Source organism: Methylobacterium oryzisoli (assembly GCF_046557895.1).
GTDB lineage: Bacteria > Pseudomonadota > Alphaproteobacteria > Rhizobiales > Beijerinckiaceae > Methylobacterium > Methylobacterium oryzisoli.
The window spans coordinates 1-14739 of record NZ_JBKIBX010000030.1 but is presented as its reverse complement, the minus strand read 5'-3'; the positions used below and the strand labels follow the sequence as shown (position 1 = coordinate 14739).

Annotated in this window: 15 protein-coding genes; 4 read left to right on the top strand and 11 right to left on the bottom strand. The window is 72.2% G+C overall.

From position 1 onward, the window contains the following. Positions 1–5: 5 nt before the first annotated feature. Genes ACKUB9_RS23415 through ACKUB9_RS23400 form a run of 4 tightly spaced genes read right to left on the bottom strand, consistent with a single transcriptional unit; the run spans position 6 to position 3221 of the window. Positions 6–848: a methyltransferase domain-containing protein gene (locus ACKUB9_RS23415; RefSeq protein WP_407527402.1), complete on the bottom strand. Its 843-nt coding sequence runs from the start codon at positions 846–848 to the stop codon at positions 6–8. Then, complete coding sequence (locus ACKUB9_RS23410; RefSeq protein ID WP_410823566.1) at positions 845–1900, bottom strand: glycosyltransferase family 4 protein; 1056 nt, start codon at positions 1898–1900, stop codon at positions 845–847. The genes ACKUB9_RS23415 and ACKUB9_RS23410 overlap by 4 nt, the downstream gene beginning before the upstream one ends. Next, positions 1897–2301 (bottom strand): 6-pyruvoyl trahydropterin synthase family protein, encoded by a 405-nt coding sequence (locus tag ACKUB9_RS23405; protein ID WP_407527397.1) that lies wholly within the window; start codon positions 2299–2301, stop codon positions 1897–1899. Before ACKUB9_RS23405 ends, ACKUB9_RS23410 begins: the two co-directional genes overlap by 4 nt. Further along, on the bottom strand, positions 2301–3221 hold the full coding sequence (locus ACKUB9_RS23400; RefSeq protein WP_407527611.1) for a zinc-dependent alcohol dehydrogenase: 921 nt from the start codon (positions 3219–3221) through the stop codon (positions 2301–2303). Before ACKUB9_RS23400 ends, ACKUB9_RS23405 begins: the two co-directional genes overlap by 1 nt. An 87-nt stretch (positions 3222–3308) precedes the next feature. Between ACKUB9_RS23400 and mdoH the strand changes: the two genes are divergently transcribed. Further along, a complete protein-coding gene (gene mdoH / locus ACKUB9_RS23395) occupies positions 3309–5141 on the top strand; it encodes a glucans biosynthesis glucosyltransferase MdoH (protein ID WP_407527394.1) in 1833 nt (610 codons plus the stop codon). A gap of 300 nt (positions 5142–5441) precedes the next feature. Here mdoH and gor read toward each other — a convergent pair whose 3' ends face one another. From gor to ACKUB9_RS23370, 5 genes are all read right to left on the bottom strand, one after another. Continuing rightward, complete coding sequence (gor, locus tag ACKUB9_RS23390; protein ID WP_407527392.1) at positions 5442–6836, bottom strand: glutathione-disulfide reductase; 1395 nt, start codon at positions 6834–6836, stop codon at positions 5442–5444. Between the two features lie 38 nt (positions 6837–6874). Then, positions 6875–8092, bottom strand: coding sequence for an O-antigen ligase family protein (locus ACKUB9_RS23385; protein WP_407527389.1), 1218 nt, complete (start codon positions 8090–8092; stop codon positions 6875–6877). Between the two features lie 4 nt (positions 8093–8096). Further along, positions 8097–8639, bottom strand: coding sequence for a DUF2059 domain-containing protein (locus ACKUB9_RS23380; RefSeq protein ID WP_407527386.1), 543 nt, complete (start codon positions 8637–8639; stop codon positions 8097–8099). Positions 8640–8744: 105 nt separating this feature from the next. Beyond that, entirely contained in the window at positions 8745–9455 is a 711-nt protein-coding gene (gene rpiA / locus ACKUB9_RS23375; RefSeq protein ID WP_407527384.1) for a ribose-5-phosphate isomerase RpiA, read from the bottom strand. A 129-nt stretch (positions 9456–9584) separates the two neighbouring features. Then, complete coding sequence (locus ACKUB9_RS23370) at positions 9585–10028, bottom strand: hypothetical protein (RefSeq protein WP_407527381.1); 444 nt, start codon at positions 10026–10028, stop codon at positions 9585–9587. A gap of 279 nt (positions 10029–10307) precedes the next feature. Between ACKUB9_RS23370 and ACKUB9_RS23365 the strand changes: the two genes are divergently transcribed. Both ACKUB9_RS23365 and ACKUB9_RS23360 read left to right on the top strand, forming a co-directional pair. After that, positions 10308–11327 carry a TRAP transporter substrate-binding protein gene (locus ACKUB9_RS23365; RefSeq protein ID WP_407527378.1) on the top strand — a complete coding sequence of 340 codons (1020 nt, stop codon included), beginning with the start codon at positions 10308–10310 and terminating at the stop codon, positions 11325–11327. A 263-nt stretch (positions 11328–11590) separates the two neighbouring features. Then, positions 11591–12799: an acyl-CoA dehydrogenase family protein gene (locus tag ACKUB9_RS23360; protein WP_407527375.1), complete on the top strand. Its 1209-nt coding sequence runs from the start codon at positions 11591–11593 to the stop codon at positions 12797–12799. 6 nt (positions 12800–12805) lie between these two features. Here the strand turns inward: ACKUB9_RS23360 and ACKUB9_RS23355 are convergent, their stop codons facing one another. Together ACKUB9_RS23355 and ACKUB9_RS23350 are read right to left on the bottom strand one after the other, a co-directional pair. Continuing rightward, entirely contained in the window at positions 12806–13033 is a 228-nt protein-coding gene (locus tag ACKUB9_RS23355; protein WP_407527373.1) for a hypothetical protein, read from the bottom strand. 12 nt (positions 13034–13045) lie between these two features. Further along, positions 13046–13537, bottom strand: a complete 492-nt coding sequence (locus tag ACKUB9_RS23350; protein WP_407527370.1) for a chymotrypsin family serine protease — start codon at positions 13535–13537, stop codon at positions 13046–13048. Positions 13538–14035: 498 nt separating this feature from the next. On the opposite strand from ACKUB9_RS23350, the gene ACKUB9_RS23345 reads away from it, so the two are divergent. Then, a partial coding sequence (locus ACKUB9_RS23345) for a calcium-binding protein (protein ID WP_407527368.1) occupies positions 14036–14739 on the top strand: 704 nt, incomplete at its 3' end.

The window sequence follows — 14739 nt, the reverse complement described above, 5'->3', positions numbered from 1 at the left end:
CGGCCTCACGCCCCCGGCCACGCCAGCAGGTCCACGTGGCCGATCGCGGCGGTCGTCCCTGGCTCGCGCCGGGACTGCGCCCAGGCCTGCGCCAAGGCCGGGACCACCAGCCCGGTCTCAGCCGCGGCCGTGGCCTTGCCGTCGGCGAGCGCGTCGAGGAGCGGGCCGGCGCCGAGGCGCCAGGGGCTTGGAGCGCGGCGCGTGCGGTAGCCGAGCGCCCGAAAATTCCGCTCCAGCGCCGCGCCCGCCCCCGGCCCGGCGGCCGGGCCGAACCCCTTGTCCCGGGCCTGATGGGCCAGGAAGGCGGCGTGGAGCGCGGCGTCGGCCGGGTGCGGCGGCGCCCACTCCTCCTCGCCGTCGTAGGTCAGCACGGTGTGGAAGACGGCACCCGCCGCCGCCACGGCCCGCGCGGCCTGCGCGATCCACGCCTCCGAGACAAGGTCGAACAGGGCCGCGGCCGTGACGAGGTCCGGCCGCTCCCCGGCCAGCAATCCGTCGAGCCCCGCCGCGAGGTCGTGAGTGCGGAAAACCACCGTGATCCGCCGGCCGCCGACTCGCAGCCGCAACCCCTCCCCCGCCGGCTCGGCCGCCTCGGCCCAATGGCTGAGCGCCGCGCGGGCGGCGTCCAGCAGCGCCGGGTCGTGATCGACGAGGCACCAGTGCTGCTCGGCCGGCAGGTGCGGCCCGAGCGCGCGCAGGTTCGAACCCGCGCCGCAGCCGAGATCAACCACGCGCAGGCCGTCGCGGTCCGCCAGCGCCCGGGCGAGATCCGCCGTCAGGCCGGGGTCGCGGGCGGCGTGGTCGGCGGGCTCGCGCAGCGCGAGCCATGCGGCGGAAAACCCGGTCATGCGGCACGCGCCTCCTTCAGGCAGGCGGCGACCTGGGCCGCGGTGTCGGACCAGCGCGGCAGGCGCCGGCCGGCCGCGAACGCCTCCTCCGCGGCTCTCGCGCGCCGGGCGGGATCCTCGATCAGGACGCGCAGGGCCGCCGCGAGGGCCGGCGAGTCGCCGGGCGGCACCGCCAGGCCGGCGCCCGGCGGCACCGTTTCGGCCGCCGCGCCCCCTGTCGTCGCCACGAGGGGCAGGCCCCGCGCCAGTGCCTCGGCCAGCGCCATGCCGTAGCCCTCGAACAGGGACGGCGAGACCACGAGGTCGGCCCCTTCGTAAAACGCCGCCAGCGCCGCGTCCGGCACCGCGCCCGCGAGGGTGACGCGGTCGCTCAGGCCGGCCGCGCGGATCGCCTCCCGCAGATCCGCCGCGCAGGCGGGCGCCCGGTCGAGGGCGCCCGCGACCGTGAGGTGCCAGTCCCGGTCGGCAAGGCCGCGCAGGGCCTCGATCAGCAGGCGGTGCCCCTTGCGGGGCGTGACCGCGCCGACCGTGAGGAGCGAGACCGGGCCGGCGGTCCGGACCGGCACCCGCTCGGCCGGCTCCGTGCCGGGCTCGGCCACGGTGATACGATCCGGCGCCACGCCGAAGTCGCGGGCGAGCAGGCGCGCGGTGAAGCGGCTCGTCGCCACCACGCGGTCCGCCAGCGCGAGCGCCGCGGCCTCCCCCGCCAGGAGTGCTGCGGCGCGGGCGGGCTCGATCCCGGCTTCCAGGCCGAGCGGATGGTGGACCAGCGCCACCAGAGGCCGCCCGCCCGCCGCCCGGATCGTCACGGGCGGCATCGCCCCGTAGGCGAGCCCGTCGACGAGGAGAACGGCGTCCGGGGGCGCGCCAGCGAAGAGGTCGGCCGTCCGCGCCAGATCCTCCGGCGCGGGATCCGGGAATGTGCCCGGCAGCGGCAGGTGCGTGGCGTGCACGCCGTGACGGTCGAACTCGGCGAGGAGCCGGCGCGCATAGGCGTAGCCCCCCGTCGGCGCCCCGAGGTCGCCGGGAATCGCGAAGGCGACCTCGATCACGGGTCGAGCGGCCCCTCGCACCACGCCCGGGCGAGGTGCGATTCGTGCAGCGTCACCCTGAGCCGCGTCACGCCCTCGCCGCCGGGCCCGAGGTCGCCCGCCCGCAGGGAAGCCGCCATCGCCCGGTGGATGTGGCCGCACAGGAACTCGGTGGTGGTGTTGATCCCGGCGAAGTCCGGCAGGTCGTCGAGGTTGCGGTAGTTCAGCGGCGCCAGGATGCGTTTGAGCGCCTCGCCCGCCCGGCCGATATCGACCACGACGCCGTCCGCCGTCAGGCTGTCGCGGAAGAAGGCCACGTCGACCACGAAGGTCGCTCCGTGCAGGGCCTGGGCCGGGCCGAAGAGATCGCCGCGGAAGCTGTGGGCGATCATCACGTGGTCGCGGACTTCGACGGCGTACATCAGGGATCCTCGGGCCGATAGCGCACGGCGGTGCAGAGGCCGGGTGCCCGCTGATGCAGCAGGTCCGGCAGGGCGGCGGGCAGATCGCCGAAGGCGACCTCGCCGGTGATGAGGGCGTCGAGGCGGGGGTCGCGCAGGAGGTCTAGGGCCTTGAGCAGGCGCCGCCGCGGCGTCCAGCGGGGCAGGCGCGCGGGCGGCAGGCGCCCGACCTGGCTCGACACCAGCCGCAGACGACGGGGATGGAAGTCGAGCCCGAGCGGCACCGGCACCGTGCCGGCCCCGTACCAGCTCAGCTCGACGATCGCGGCCTCGTCGCCGGCGAGCGCCAGCGCCAGCGCCAGCCCCTCGGCACTGGCACTGGCATGCACCACCACGTCCGCGCCGCCCTGCGCGTCCTCGGGGGAGCGAAACACCGCGCCCAGCGCCTCCGCCACCGGGCGGCGGGCGGGGTCGCGGTCGATCAGCGTCACCTCGGCCCCCGGCAGGCCCGCGGCGAGCGCCGCCACGAGGAGCCCGACCACGCCCCCGCCCACCACCGCCACGCGGTCGCCCGGGCCGGCGCCCGAATCCCACAGGCCGTTGAGGGCCGTCTCCATGTTGGCGGCGAGCAGGGCGCGGCGGGCCGGCACGCCGGGCGGCACCGGCACCAGCGCCTCGCGCGGGGCGTTGAAGCCCTCCTGATGCGGGCGCAGGGCGAAGACCAGGGTGCCCTCCCCGGCGATCCGTCCCACCGCGCAGTAGCCATACTTGACCGGAAACGGGAAATCGCCCTCTTGGGCCGGGGCGCGCATCCGCTCGCGGAGGGGCTCGGGCACCCGGCCCTCGAAGACGAGGCGCTCGGTGCCGCGGCTCGGCGCGGTCCAGACGGTCTGCACCCGGACCTCGCCGGGGCCGGGAGGGGGCAATGTCTCGTCGCGCAGTTCCGCCCGGCCGGGCGCCGCGTACCAGAGCGCGCGCACGCGGTCCCGTGCCTCCCGCTCTCCGCTCAGCCCTTCGGATGCCGACCGATGCTGCACCCTGATCCCCCGCCGCCGGCGGGGGCCGGCCCCGCCGCCTGCGCTCCTCTCACGACGCCGACGGGGCTGCAAGCCCGGGTGACCCTGCGTCGCCGCCGGATCCTCGTCCTCCTCCTCTGTCTCGTCACCTGCACGATCGTCACGGTCGGGATCGTCCGCGTCCTCGGGGCGGGCGGCTGGAATCTTCTCGACGGGCTCCTGCTCGTCTGCTGCCTCGTGGCGCTGCCCTGGACGGTGCTCGGGCTGTGGAACGCGGTGATCGGCTTCCTGCTGCTGCGGGCGGGGCCCGTGGGGATGGCGGCCGCCTGCCCGGTTGCGCCCGCGGGAGACCGGGCAGAGCCGCTGCACCTGCGCACCGCGGTGGTGATGACGCTGCGCAACGAGCAGCCGGAGCGGGCGCTGGCGCGCCTGCGCCTCGTGGTGCAGGGCCTGGAGGAATCCGGTGAGGGCGCGTGGTTCAGCGTCCACGTGCTGAGCGACACGGACGATCCCGGCCTCGCGGTGCGCGAGGAGGCCGCAATGACCGCGTGGCGGGCTGCCGTTCCCGGCTGGGCGGCGCGGCTCCACTACCGGCGGCGGGGCGACAACACGGGCTTCAAGGCCGGCAACCTGCAGGAATTCTGCGCCCGGGCCGAGGAGGCGCTGATGCTGCCCCTCGACGCCGACAGCCTGATGAGCGGGCGGGCGATCGTGCGGCTCGTGCGCATCATGCAGGCCCATCCGCGGCTCGGCATCCTGCAGGGGCTGGTGGTCGGCGCCCCGTCGATGAGCCCCTTCGCCCGCGTGTTTCAGTTCGGCATGCGCCACGGCATGCGGCCCTACACGATCGCGATGGCGTGGTGGACGGGGGAGTGCGGCCCGTTCTGGGGCCACAACGCGCTCGTGCGCATCGCCCCCTTCGCCGCGCATTGCAGCCTGCCGGCCCTTGGGCCGGGACCGCTCGGCGGCCCCATCCTGTCGCACGATCAGGTCGAGGCGGTACTGATGCGCCGGGCCGGCTACGAGGTGCGGGTGCTGCCCGTCGAGGAGGCGAGCTTCGAGGAGAACCCGCCGACGCTCCTCGACCATCTCGGGCGCGACCGGCGCTGGTGCGAGGGCAACCTCCAGTACCTGCGCCTGCTCGGCCTGCCCGGCCTGCTGCCGGTGAGCCGCTTCCAGCTCGTCTGGGCGATCCTGATGTTCCTCGGCGCCCCCGCCACGGTGCTGGTGCTGCTGCTCCTGCCACTCAAGGTGGCGGCCGCGGAGCCGGACCTGCCGGTCCACCTCGCGGGCGCCCTTTATCTCGCGTGGCTCGGCCTGTCGCTCGCGCCCCGGGCCGCCGGCTACGCCGAGGTGCTGGCGCGGCGCGCCGCGCCCGCCTATGGCGGCGCCGGGCGCTTCCTCGCCGGTGCCCTGATCGAGGCGGCGTTCAACTTCCTGCTGTACGGCATCACGATCGTGCGGCTCGGCGTGTTCATGGCGGGGCTGGCGCTCGGTCGCCGGGTGGCCTGGGGCGGCCAGAGCCGCGACGCCGCGGGCGTGTCCTTCTTCGCGGCCGTGCGGGCGCTGCCGGACGTGACCCTGTTCGGGCTGGGCCTGAGCGTCGCCCTGGCGGCGATCGCGCCGGGCCTGCTTCTCTGGCTCGCCCCGCTGCTCGCCGGTCCTGTTCTGGCGGTGCCGTTCGCGATGCTCACGGCCTCACCCCGGCTCGGCCGGTTCATGGCCCGGCACCGGCTCTGCGCCTCGCCGGAAGAGATCGCCCCACCGCCGGAGATCCGGGCGCTGCGGGCGGAGGCTCCGGCACTCACGAGGGATGCGGCGCTGGCAGGGAGCGTCGGGTCGTGAGGACATCGGGACGGCGCTGGGAGGCAACCCCCAACCGGCTTGGGCGAACACACTCCGCCGAGAAGAGCGCGGGATCCCCTCTCCCGTGCGGGAGAGGGGCAGGGGTGAGGGTCCCGGGAGGGTGCCGCAAGCTGGCGGAACGGCGCCCGCTACCAGCACTTCGGGTAGTGCTTAAGCCTGACCCGTCCCGCTCCCCTCACCACGCTCACAGCTTCGCACTGAAGCGTCACACCCTCACCCCTGCCCCTCCCGCACGGGAGAGGGGTTCCCTGCGCCAGCAAGGAGATCGGGGATGGCTGCCTACCCGACACCCACCGGCCGCTTGATCACGGCGGGCGTGCGCATGGTGACGAGTTCCTCGCCCGCGGTCGGGTGGACCGCGATGGTGCGGTCGAAATCGGCCTTGGTGGCGCCCATCGTCACCGCGATGCCGACCGCCTGGATGATCTCGCCCGCGTCGTGCCCGAGCACGTGGACGCCCACCACCTTGTCGCTGGCGCGGGCCACCACGAGCTTCATCAGCACCCGCTCGTCGCGCCCCGACAGCGTGGCCTTCATCGGTCGGAACCGCGCCTCGTAGACGTCGACCTCGCCGTAGATCGCGCGCGCCACGTCCTCGTTGTGGCCGACGACGCCGATCTCGGGCGTCGAGAAGACCGCGGTCGGGATCAGGTCGTGGTCGACCGCCCAGGGACGCTCCCCGAAGACGGTGTCGGCGAAGGCGTGGCCCTCGCGGATGGCAATGGGCGTGAGCGCGGCCCGGTTCGTCACGTCGCCGACCGCGTAGATCGACGGCACCGCACTCTGCGAAAAGCGGTCGACCGGGATGGCGCCCGCCGCGTCGAGTTCGATCCCGACCTCCTCCAGGCCGAGCCCGGCGACGTTCGGCCGCCGGCCCGTGGCGACCAGCACCTGATCGACGCGCAGTTCGCTGCCGTCGGTGAGCGTCGCCAGGATCGCGCCGTCGCGCCGGTCGAGGCGGTGGACGGTGCTGGAGAGGCGCAGGTCCATGCGCTTGGCATAAGCCTCGCCGAGCGCCACGCGGATCTCGTCGTCGAAGCCCCGCAGGAGCTTGTCGCCCCGGTGGAGCAGCGTGGTGCGGCTGCCGAGCGCCGCGAAGACGCCCGCGAACTCCACCGCGATGTAGCCGCCCCCGACGACCAGGATGCGCTCGGGCAGGGTTTCCAGCTCGAAGACCTCGTTCGACGTGATGGCCAGCTCGGCCCCCGGGATCAGCGGCTCCTTCACCGGGTGCGCGCCGACCGCGATCAGGATGAAGCGCGCGCGCACCCGCTTTCCGGAGCCGACGAGCCGCACCGTGTGGGCATCCTCGATCACCGCGCGCTCGGCCACCACGTCGACGCCGGCCCGCATCAGGTTGGTGGCGTAGATGCCCTCCAGCCGCGTCACCTCCGCGTCGCGGTTGCGCTTGAGCGTCGCCCAGTCGAAGCGCGGCGTGTCGAGGCTCCAGCCGAATCCCGCCGCGTCCTCGAACTCGTCGGCGAAGCGGCCGGCATAGACCATCAGCTTCTTGGGCACGCAGCCGCGGATCACGCAGGTGCCGCCGACCCGGTACTCCTCGGCGAGGCAGACGCGGGCGCCGTAGCCGGCCGCGATCCTCGCCGCCCGCACGCCGCCCGAGCCGCCCCCGATCACGAACAGGTCGACGTCGAAGCCCGAGGTCTCATCCGCCATCGCGCCGCACTCCTTGGTTGTTGACCGACCCGCGTCGATTACTGACCCGGACTATGCCGCATCGCTCGCAACCACGCGACGGCGGCGCCGAGGCTGGCGATCCACCAGCCCTGCCACGCACCGTGACCGACGAAGGCCACGGCGGCGGCGCCCGCGATGAGCGCGAGCGCGGCGGCCCGCGCGGGCGGCGGCCAGGCGGCGAGCGCGCGAAGACCGAGCGCGATAACGGTCGCGGCCAGACAGGTCCCGACGAGGCCGAGTTCCGCCCAGACCTGCAGGAAGCTGTTGTGCGGATGGCCGACCGCCAGCAGCGCGCGGAAGTCCGGCTCCAGCCGCTCCGCCGCCGGCACCGCCTCGAAGCGCCCGCTGGTGCCGAACCCGGCCCCGCGCCAGGGATCCTCCGCCACCGCCGCCCCGAAGCTGCGGGCGATGGCGACCCGCGCGTGGCTGCTGCTGCCCGCGAGGCGCTGGTGCAGCGCCTCGGGCATGGCCCGGGCCAGGAGGTCGCCCTCGACGGGCGAGAGGGCGAGCGCCACGAGGAGACCGAGGCCGGCGAGCGCGAATCCCGTCCGCGGCAGCAGCCGGGCGATCCCGTAGGTGAAGGCCGCGACCGCGAGGCCGAGCAGGGACGCGGCGCTCGCCGCCTGGGTCACGGCGGCTGCGCCGGCGAGGAGCCCGGCGAGGGCGAGGCCCCGGCGGCCGCGGACCCACGCGCAGGCCGCGAGCGGGATCATCACCACCAAAATTGTCACCGCGGTGCGGTTGAAGACGAAGTCCGCGACCCGCAGGCCCAGCACCCGCTGCACGATCAGGTCGGCGGCGATGTCGGCGACCACGTAGGCGCCCGTTGCAACGAGCAGCCACAGGGCGGGCGTCAGGACGGCGCCGAGATGGGGCGGGGCGAGGCGGGCGACGAGGTAGGCGGCGGCGAGGGCCGGCAGGAACTCGGATGCGGTGCGCCACCACAGGGCCGGCAGCGGCGTCCAGGCGAGGCTCAGCGCGCACCAGCCGAGGAAGGCCAGCACCGCGAGGCCCGGCGGCGTCACGAGGGGCCGCAGCAGGGCGGCGCCGGCCGCGCGCCCCTCGGCCGCGAGCGCGGCGGCCAGGAAGGCGAGGCCCGCCACGCCGACGACGAGCGGGCTCGACCGGTTCGCCGCCGCCATACAGGCGGGCAATGCCGCCAGCAGGAAGGCGCCGATCCCGGCAAGCCCGCGCACGGGCGCGCCCGCGGCGGGCAGGCGCAGGGCCTCGGGCATCGCCCTACTGCATCTGGTGGCCGCGCTTGCCCATCTCGGCGCGCACCCGGACCATGATGTATTCCGAGACCTCCTGGGTCCAGGTCTGCATTGCCTGCACCATCTCGTCGAGGACCTGGGGCTGGGTCTCGACGTAGCGCTTGCCGGCGGGCGAGCGGAAGAAGGTGGCGATCTCGCGCAGCTCCGCCTCGGTCAGCCGCTGCGCGTAGATGCGGGACGCGGTCTCAATCATCCGCTGCTTCTGCAGCTCCATCTCGGGGCCGAGCTTCAGCAGCACGTCGTCGAGGTCCTTGGTCAGTTCGGGGCGCGTCACGGCCGCCTGTTTGATCTGGTCGCCGAAGACCGGGATGATCGAATCGAAGGAGCGGCTGATGCCGGAATTGAGCATCACCTCCTTGGCGAGCGCGAGGTGCGACGGCGAGATCGCGGCCGCGCTCGGCGCCGCCGGCGCGGGAGGCTTGGGCTGGGCCGCCGCGGGAGCGGCCGCCGCGAGCGCGACCGCCGTCAGGAGCCCCGCGAGGAGCGGCTGGGAACGACGCGAGGACATGGACAAGCTCCGAAGCAGGGTGGGGCGGCGCCGGTCTCGGGGGCGAAAGCGGCGCGGGCGAGGAAGCCCCGCAGGATCAGGTGCGGGGCGCTGAATGTCCGGTCGTCAGACCGTCCCGAGGGTGACGAGGCGGGCGCCCGCGGCATCGTCCGCCGCCAGGATCGCGCCCGTGCAGAGGCCGAGGAAGAGGCCGTGCTCGACCACGCCCGGCACCGCCGCGAGGCCGGCGGCCAGCGCCTCCGGATCGGGAATCCGGCCGGCCTGGATGTCGAGGATGAGGTGGCCGCCGTCGGTGCGGAAGGCCGCGCCGTCCGGGCCGGCCCGCAGGGTGATCTCGCCCGCGCAGCCCGCCCGGGCCAGCGCCTGCGCCACCGTCCGGCGGGTGGCGCCGAGGCCGAAGGGCACCACCTCGACCGGCAGGGGAAAGCGCCCGAGCGTGCCGACCTGCTTGGTGCCGTCCGCGATCACCACCATGCGCCGGCTCGCCGCCGCCACGATCTTCTCGCGCAGGAGCGCGCCGCCCCCGCCCTTGATGAGCCGCAACTGCCCGTCGATCTCGTCGGCGCCGTCCACCGTGAGGTCGAGGTCCGGGGTCTCGTCGAGCGTGGTGAGCGCGATGCCGGCGGCCTCGGCGGCGCGGTGCGTCGCCTCGGAGGTCGGCACGCCCACGACCGACAACCCGTCGCGGACCCGCGCGCCGAGGAGCTCGACGAAGATCGCCGCGGTCGAGCCCGTCCCGAGCCCGAGGCGCATGCCGTCCTGCACGAGGTCCACCGCGCGGGCGGCGGCGGCGCGCTTGAGGGCGGCGGCGTTCACGCCGGACCTCCGGCGGGGCGGGATGACGGCAAGGCGGCCAGCATGGCGGTCGGCTGTCTCTCGGGAACCGGGATGCGCCCGGGGAGGCGCCCCGCCGCCCTAGCACGCCGGGGCGGGCGCGTGGAAGCGTCAGGGCCGGGGCGGCTGCGAGGTCGCGACGTTCGGGCCGGGGCGCGCAGTTGCAGTGGCTCCGGCGCTCGCCTGGGGCGTGCAGACCACCGCCTCGTCGAGCACGTAGCAGATGCTCATCGCGCCGGTGCGGTGGTTGACGCGGAAGACCCCCGCCTCGCGCAGGTGCCGGGAGGCGACGAGGCCGTACTCGGACGGGGCCTGCGGCCCCGCGCCCTCGCCCGGGCCGAAGCAGAGCGTGCTCCCGATCGTGCCCTCCTGCAGGCCGTACTGGCAGGACGTGACCTCGCCGGTGGCCCGGTCGACCCGGTAGACCCGGTTGAGATCGGCCTGGGGGGCCGGCACGAAGTCGAAGGAGGCGGCCTGTGCGGTCGCGGCGCCCAGGACGACGAGCGCGGCGAGCCCGCCCGAGGCGAGGAGGGTGGTGCGGGATGTGGTGCGCATGGTCGGCCGTATCCGGTCCCGGTGTGGGGGCGTGCCGGCCCGCGGAGGAGCCGGGCTGCGCCCGGCCGGCACTCAACCACGGCTTGCTGGTGCGGGCCTTGCCGAGTCCCCGGCCGAACCCCCGGCCTGGCCAGGCCCCCTCGCCCAAGAGGTTCTGCGAGCGCGATTTCGCCCGGTGTCCGGCAGCCGGAAACGTGCTTTAAGCGCGCGCCGGCCCCGCGCCACGCGCGAGCGCCGCCCAACAACGCGGCCTGCCCCGCAGGCCCTCAGGAGGACGCCATGACCCCCATCTCGCGCCGCCGTGCGCTGCAACTCTCCCTCGCCGGCGCCGTGGCGGCGCCCGCAGTGCTGCGCATCACCTCCGCGCGCGCGGCGGAGTTCGACCTCAAGGTCGCCAACAACAGCCCGGTCACCCACCCGCTCACCATCTACATGATCAAGGCGGCGGACGGGGTGCGCCAGGAGACCGGCGGCAAGGTCGACATCAAGGTCTTCCCGAACAATCAGCTCGGCGGCGACACCGACATGCTGAGCCAGCTGCGCTCGGGCGCGCTGGAGTTCTTCTCGCTCTCGCCCCTGATCCTCGCGACCCTGGTGCCGGCGGCGGCGATCAGCGGCGTCGGCTTCGCGTGGTCGTCCTACGACAAGCTCTGGCCGGCGATGGACGGCGAACTCGGCGCGCACGTGCGCGACAGGATCAGCAAGGCCGGCCTCTTCGCGTTCGACAACATCTGGGAGAACGGCTTCCGCCAGACCACCTCCTCGACCCGGCCGATCCTCACGCCCGACGACTTCAAGGGCTTCAAGATCCGGGTCCCACCGAGCCCGATGTGGACCTCGATGTTCAAGGCCTTCGACGCCGCCCCGATGACGATCAACTTCGCGGAGGTCTATTCGGCCCTGCAGACGCGGATCGCGGAGGGCCAGGAGAATCCGCTCGCGCTGATCGACGCGGCCAAGCTCTACGAGGTGCAAAAACACCTCTCGAAGACCAACCACATGTGGGACGGCTTCTGGCTGCTCGCCAACGGCAAGATCTGGCGCGGCCTGCCGGACGACGTGCGGACCGTCATCGCCAAGCACTTCAATGCCCAGGCGCTCGCGCAGCGCGAGGAGACGCTCAAGCGCAACATCTCGACCGAGAAGGACCTCACCGCCCGCGGGCTGACCTTCCACAACGTCGATCCCAAGGCGTTCCAGGCCAAGCTGCAATCGGCCGGGTTCTACAAGGAGTGGAAGGGCAAGTTCGGGGACGACGCCTGGGCGCTGCTGGAGAAGCACACCGGCCCGATCTCCTGAGCGGCCGGCCCGCTCGCCCGAGCGGGCGAGAGGCCGGGTCTTCTGGCTGGTGCTGCCGTGGGCAGGACAGGCCAGAGGCGCCGACCGGAGCCTCGCTCCTGGCGCTGAACCTAGCGCCTCCCCGCGGCACGGCTATCACCTGGGTGAAGCGGTGCCGCAGATATCCGGCCCTAAGCGCATCGCGACCGCGCGGGGCACGACGGCGAAGGCGGGCGATCGCCCGACGCAGTCACGCCGGCCCTTCCCCAACTCCGAGGCCCGTCATGGACTTCACGCTCTCCCCGACGATCGAGGATTACCGCGCGCGCATCGCGGCCTTCGTGGCCGACGAGATCCTGCCGGTCGAGGCGGACCGGGCAGCCTTCGATCCGCACGAGAACATCCGCCTCGACGTCCTCGACGGCCTGCGCGCGAAGGCGAAGGCGGCGGGGCTGTGGTGCCTGCAGCTCAAGCCTGAGACGGGGGGGCAGGGTCTGGGCAAGGTCGGCATGGCCGCCTGCTACACCGAGATGAACCGCTCGATCTTCGGCCCCGTGGTGTTCAACTCGGCGGCGCCCGACGACGGCAACATGATGGTGCTGGAGGCGCTGGGCACGCCCGAGCAGAAGCGGCGCTGGCTCGACCCGATCGTCTCGGGCGCCGTGCGCTCGGCCTTCGCGATGACCGAGCCGCATCCGGGCGGCGGCTCGGATCCCTCGATGATCGAGACCCGCGCCGAGCGCGGGCCGGACGGGCGCTACCGGATCTTCGGCCGCAAGTGGTTCATCACCGGGGCGGAGGACGCCGCGCACTTCATCTTGATCGCCCGCACCTCGGACGACCCGCGCAGCGGGCTCACCGCCTTCCTGTACCACCGCGACCAGCCGGGCTGGCACATCGCCCGGCGCATCCCGATCATGGGGCCGGAGGAGCATGGCGGGCATTGCGAGCTGATCTTCGACGGGCTGGAGATCGCCCCCGAGGACGTGCTGGCGGGCGAGGGCAAGGGGCTGAAGGTGACGCAGGTGCGGCTCGGGCCGGCGCGCCTGACCCACTGCATGCGCTGGCTCGGCCTCGCCATGCGGTGCGTGGAGATCGCGCAGAGCTACGCGGCCGAGCGCAAGGGGTTCGGTGTGCGGCTGGCCGACCGCGAGAGCGTGCAGCTGATGCTGGGCGGCCTCGCCATGGACATCGAAATCGGGCGCCTGCTCGTCATGCGGGCGGCCTGGGAACTCGACCAGGGGCGCTTCGCCCGCAAGGAGGTCTCGATGGCGAAGGTCCACGTCGCCAACCTGCTCCACCGGGCGGCCGATATCGGCATCCAGATCAACGGCGCGCGGGGCTACTCCAAGGACACGGTGCTGGAGTGGATCTACCGTTACGCCCGGCAGGCCCGGCTCGTGGACGGGGCCGACGAGGTGCACCGCATGGTGCTCAACCGTCACCTGGAGAGCGAGGGGCGCGGGTTCTTCGCGTGGCCGGTGGCGCCGTGAGGCGCCTCACAGCGCGGTGACGGTGCCTTTGACCGTGCGCAGCAGGTAAGGCACGTCCGCCGCGGACAGGCGCCGCTCGACGGCTGCCCTGTCCGCGTCCGGAGAGAGGTCCACCCGAACCACCGGGTGGCCCTGGCTGTCCCAGGCCATGCCGATGCTGTCGATGCCGTCCATGCCGCGAAGCGCCGTCTGCGCCTCGCGCTTGCCGGCGGTCGCCGTCATCGTCTTTGCCACACCGCGCCTCCGTCACGACAGCATCGAGAGGCCGAACGCCTTCAGCACGCCGACCAGCCCGCAGGCGTAGCTGGTTCCCACCGTCGTGCCGTCGACGTCCCGCAGGCTCCCGGCGAATACGAGGCCGACCGCGTTCATCGTGGCCGGATCGTACACCACGCTGCCCGAATCGCCAGGGCCCGCGAAGACGTCGTCAGGCGAGTCCCACGTGTTTTCGAACACGTTGTCGAAACGAATGTTCCGCCGCAAGTCCGGAACGTAGATGGACAGGTTGTCGAGACCGATTGCCGTAACGGTGGCGCTCGTCAGGCCGGTGGACCGGCCCACCTTGCACACTCTCGGGCGCGGGCCCAGTGTGTCGCACTCCGCCGCCCCCTTCAGGCGCCGGTCGCCCTTCCCGCCTCCGGCCAAGCCGGCCGGGATGACGTTGCCGTCGCCATGTGTAACCGTCGATCTCACGATGATGGTGGAATAACCGGCCTGGGTTTCATATTTCAATTTCAAGCAGTATTTCTCATATATTATACAATAACTGATCTCATCACGAGCTTGAATAGTTTGAGCGAATTATTCTAACGAGGCAACTTCGATTCAAATATTGTTCTATAGTTCCGGATACGACTCCAGGATCAAATTAGATCATGATGAGCAATTTGCATCATACTGGTTAAGCAATGAAAAACAGAAGTTCTAATTCTCATTATACGACACGAAAAGAAACACCACGATTGGATATACGCTGCATGGACATTGTATTATTGTTGATTAGAATCGGACATTTTTGCCACGCCGCTGCAAGAAAATTCCCTATGCGAGAAGCGCCCTTGCTTTTTTGACAAACCAGAGCGACAACCAAGTATACATAACCTAAGGTAAATTAAACTGTGGGTATCATTCATCAATCTTTATTCTTGCGCAAATCTTCATCAAACAAATAACAGGCTGCAGAACGCAAAGATCGAGATCGTACCTCGCAATTGTGATGAGAAATGGGGAGAATTTATGCCGACCATATATGGAACATCGTCGAATGACAATCTGATCGGCACGGGCGGGGACGATTCGATCTTTGGAATGGAAGGAAATGACAGTTTGAACGGAGGTGCCGGCAACGATCTCCTGAACGGCGGCGCGGGCGACGACACGCTGGTCGGCGGCATCGGCAACGATACCCTGATGGGCCTGACCGGAGCGGATCAACTCATCGGCGGCGCCGGCATCGACACCGCCAGCTACGCGAACGCCCTCGCGGGCGTGACGTTGAACTTCAGAACCGGCGTCCATGCCGGCGAGGCGGCCGGCGACACCTTCGACAGCATCGAGGCGTTCCGAGGATCGGCCTCCGGCGACACCTTCGTCAGCGGCGCCGAAGCAGCCGTCCTGGACGGCAACGGGGGCACCGACACGGTCGACTACTCGGCCTCCACCGCAGCCGTCAGCGTCAATCTCACCACCGGCATCGGTGCGGGCGGCGACGCGGCGGGGGACACCTACGCCAACATCGAGCGCGTGGTCGGCACCGCCTACGCCGACACGCTCACTTCCTCGACCGCCGGTCACGTCCTGGCCGGCGGCGCGGGCAACGACGTCTATCTGGTCGGCAACCAGGACGTCAGGATCACCGAGGCGGCGGGAGAAGGCGACGACGAGGTCCGCACCGCGCTGACCAGCTATTCGCTCCTCGGCAATCCCGCTGTGGAGCGCCT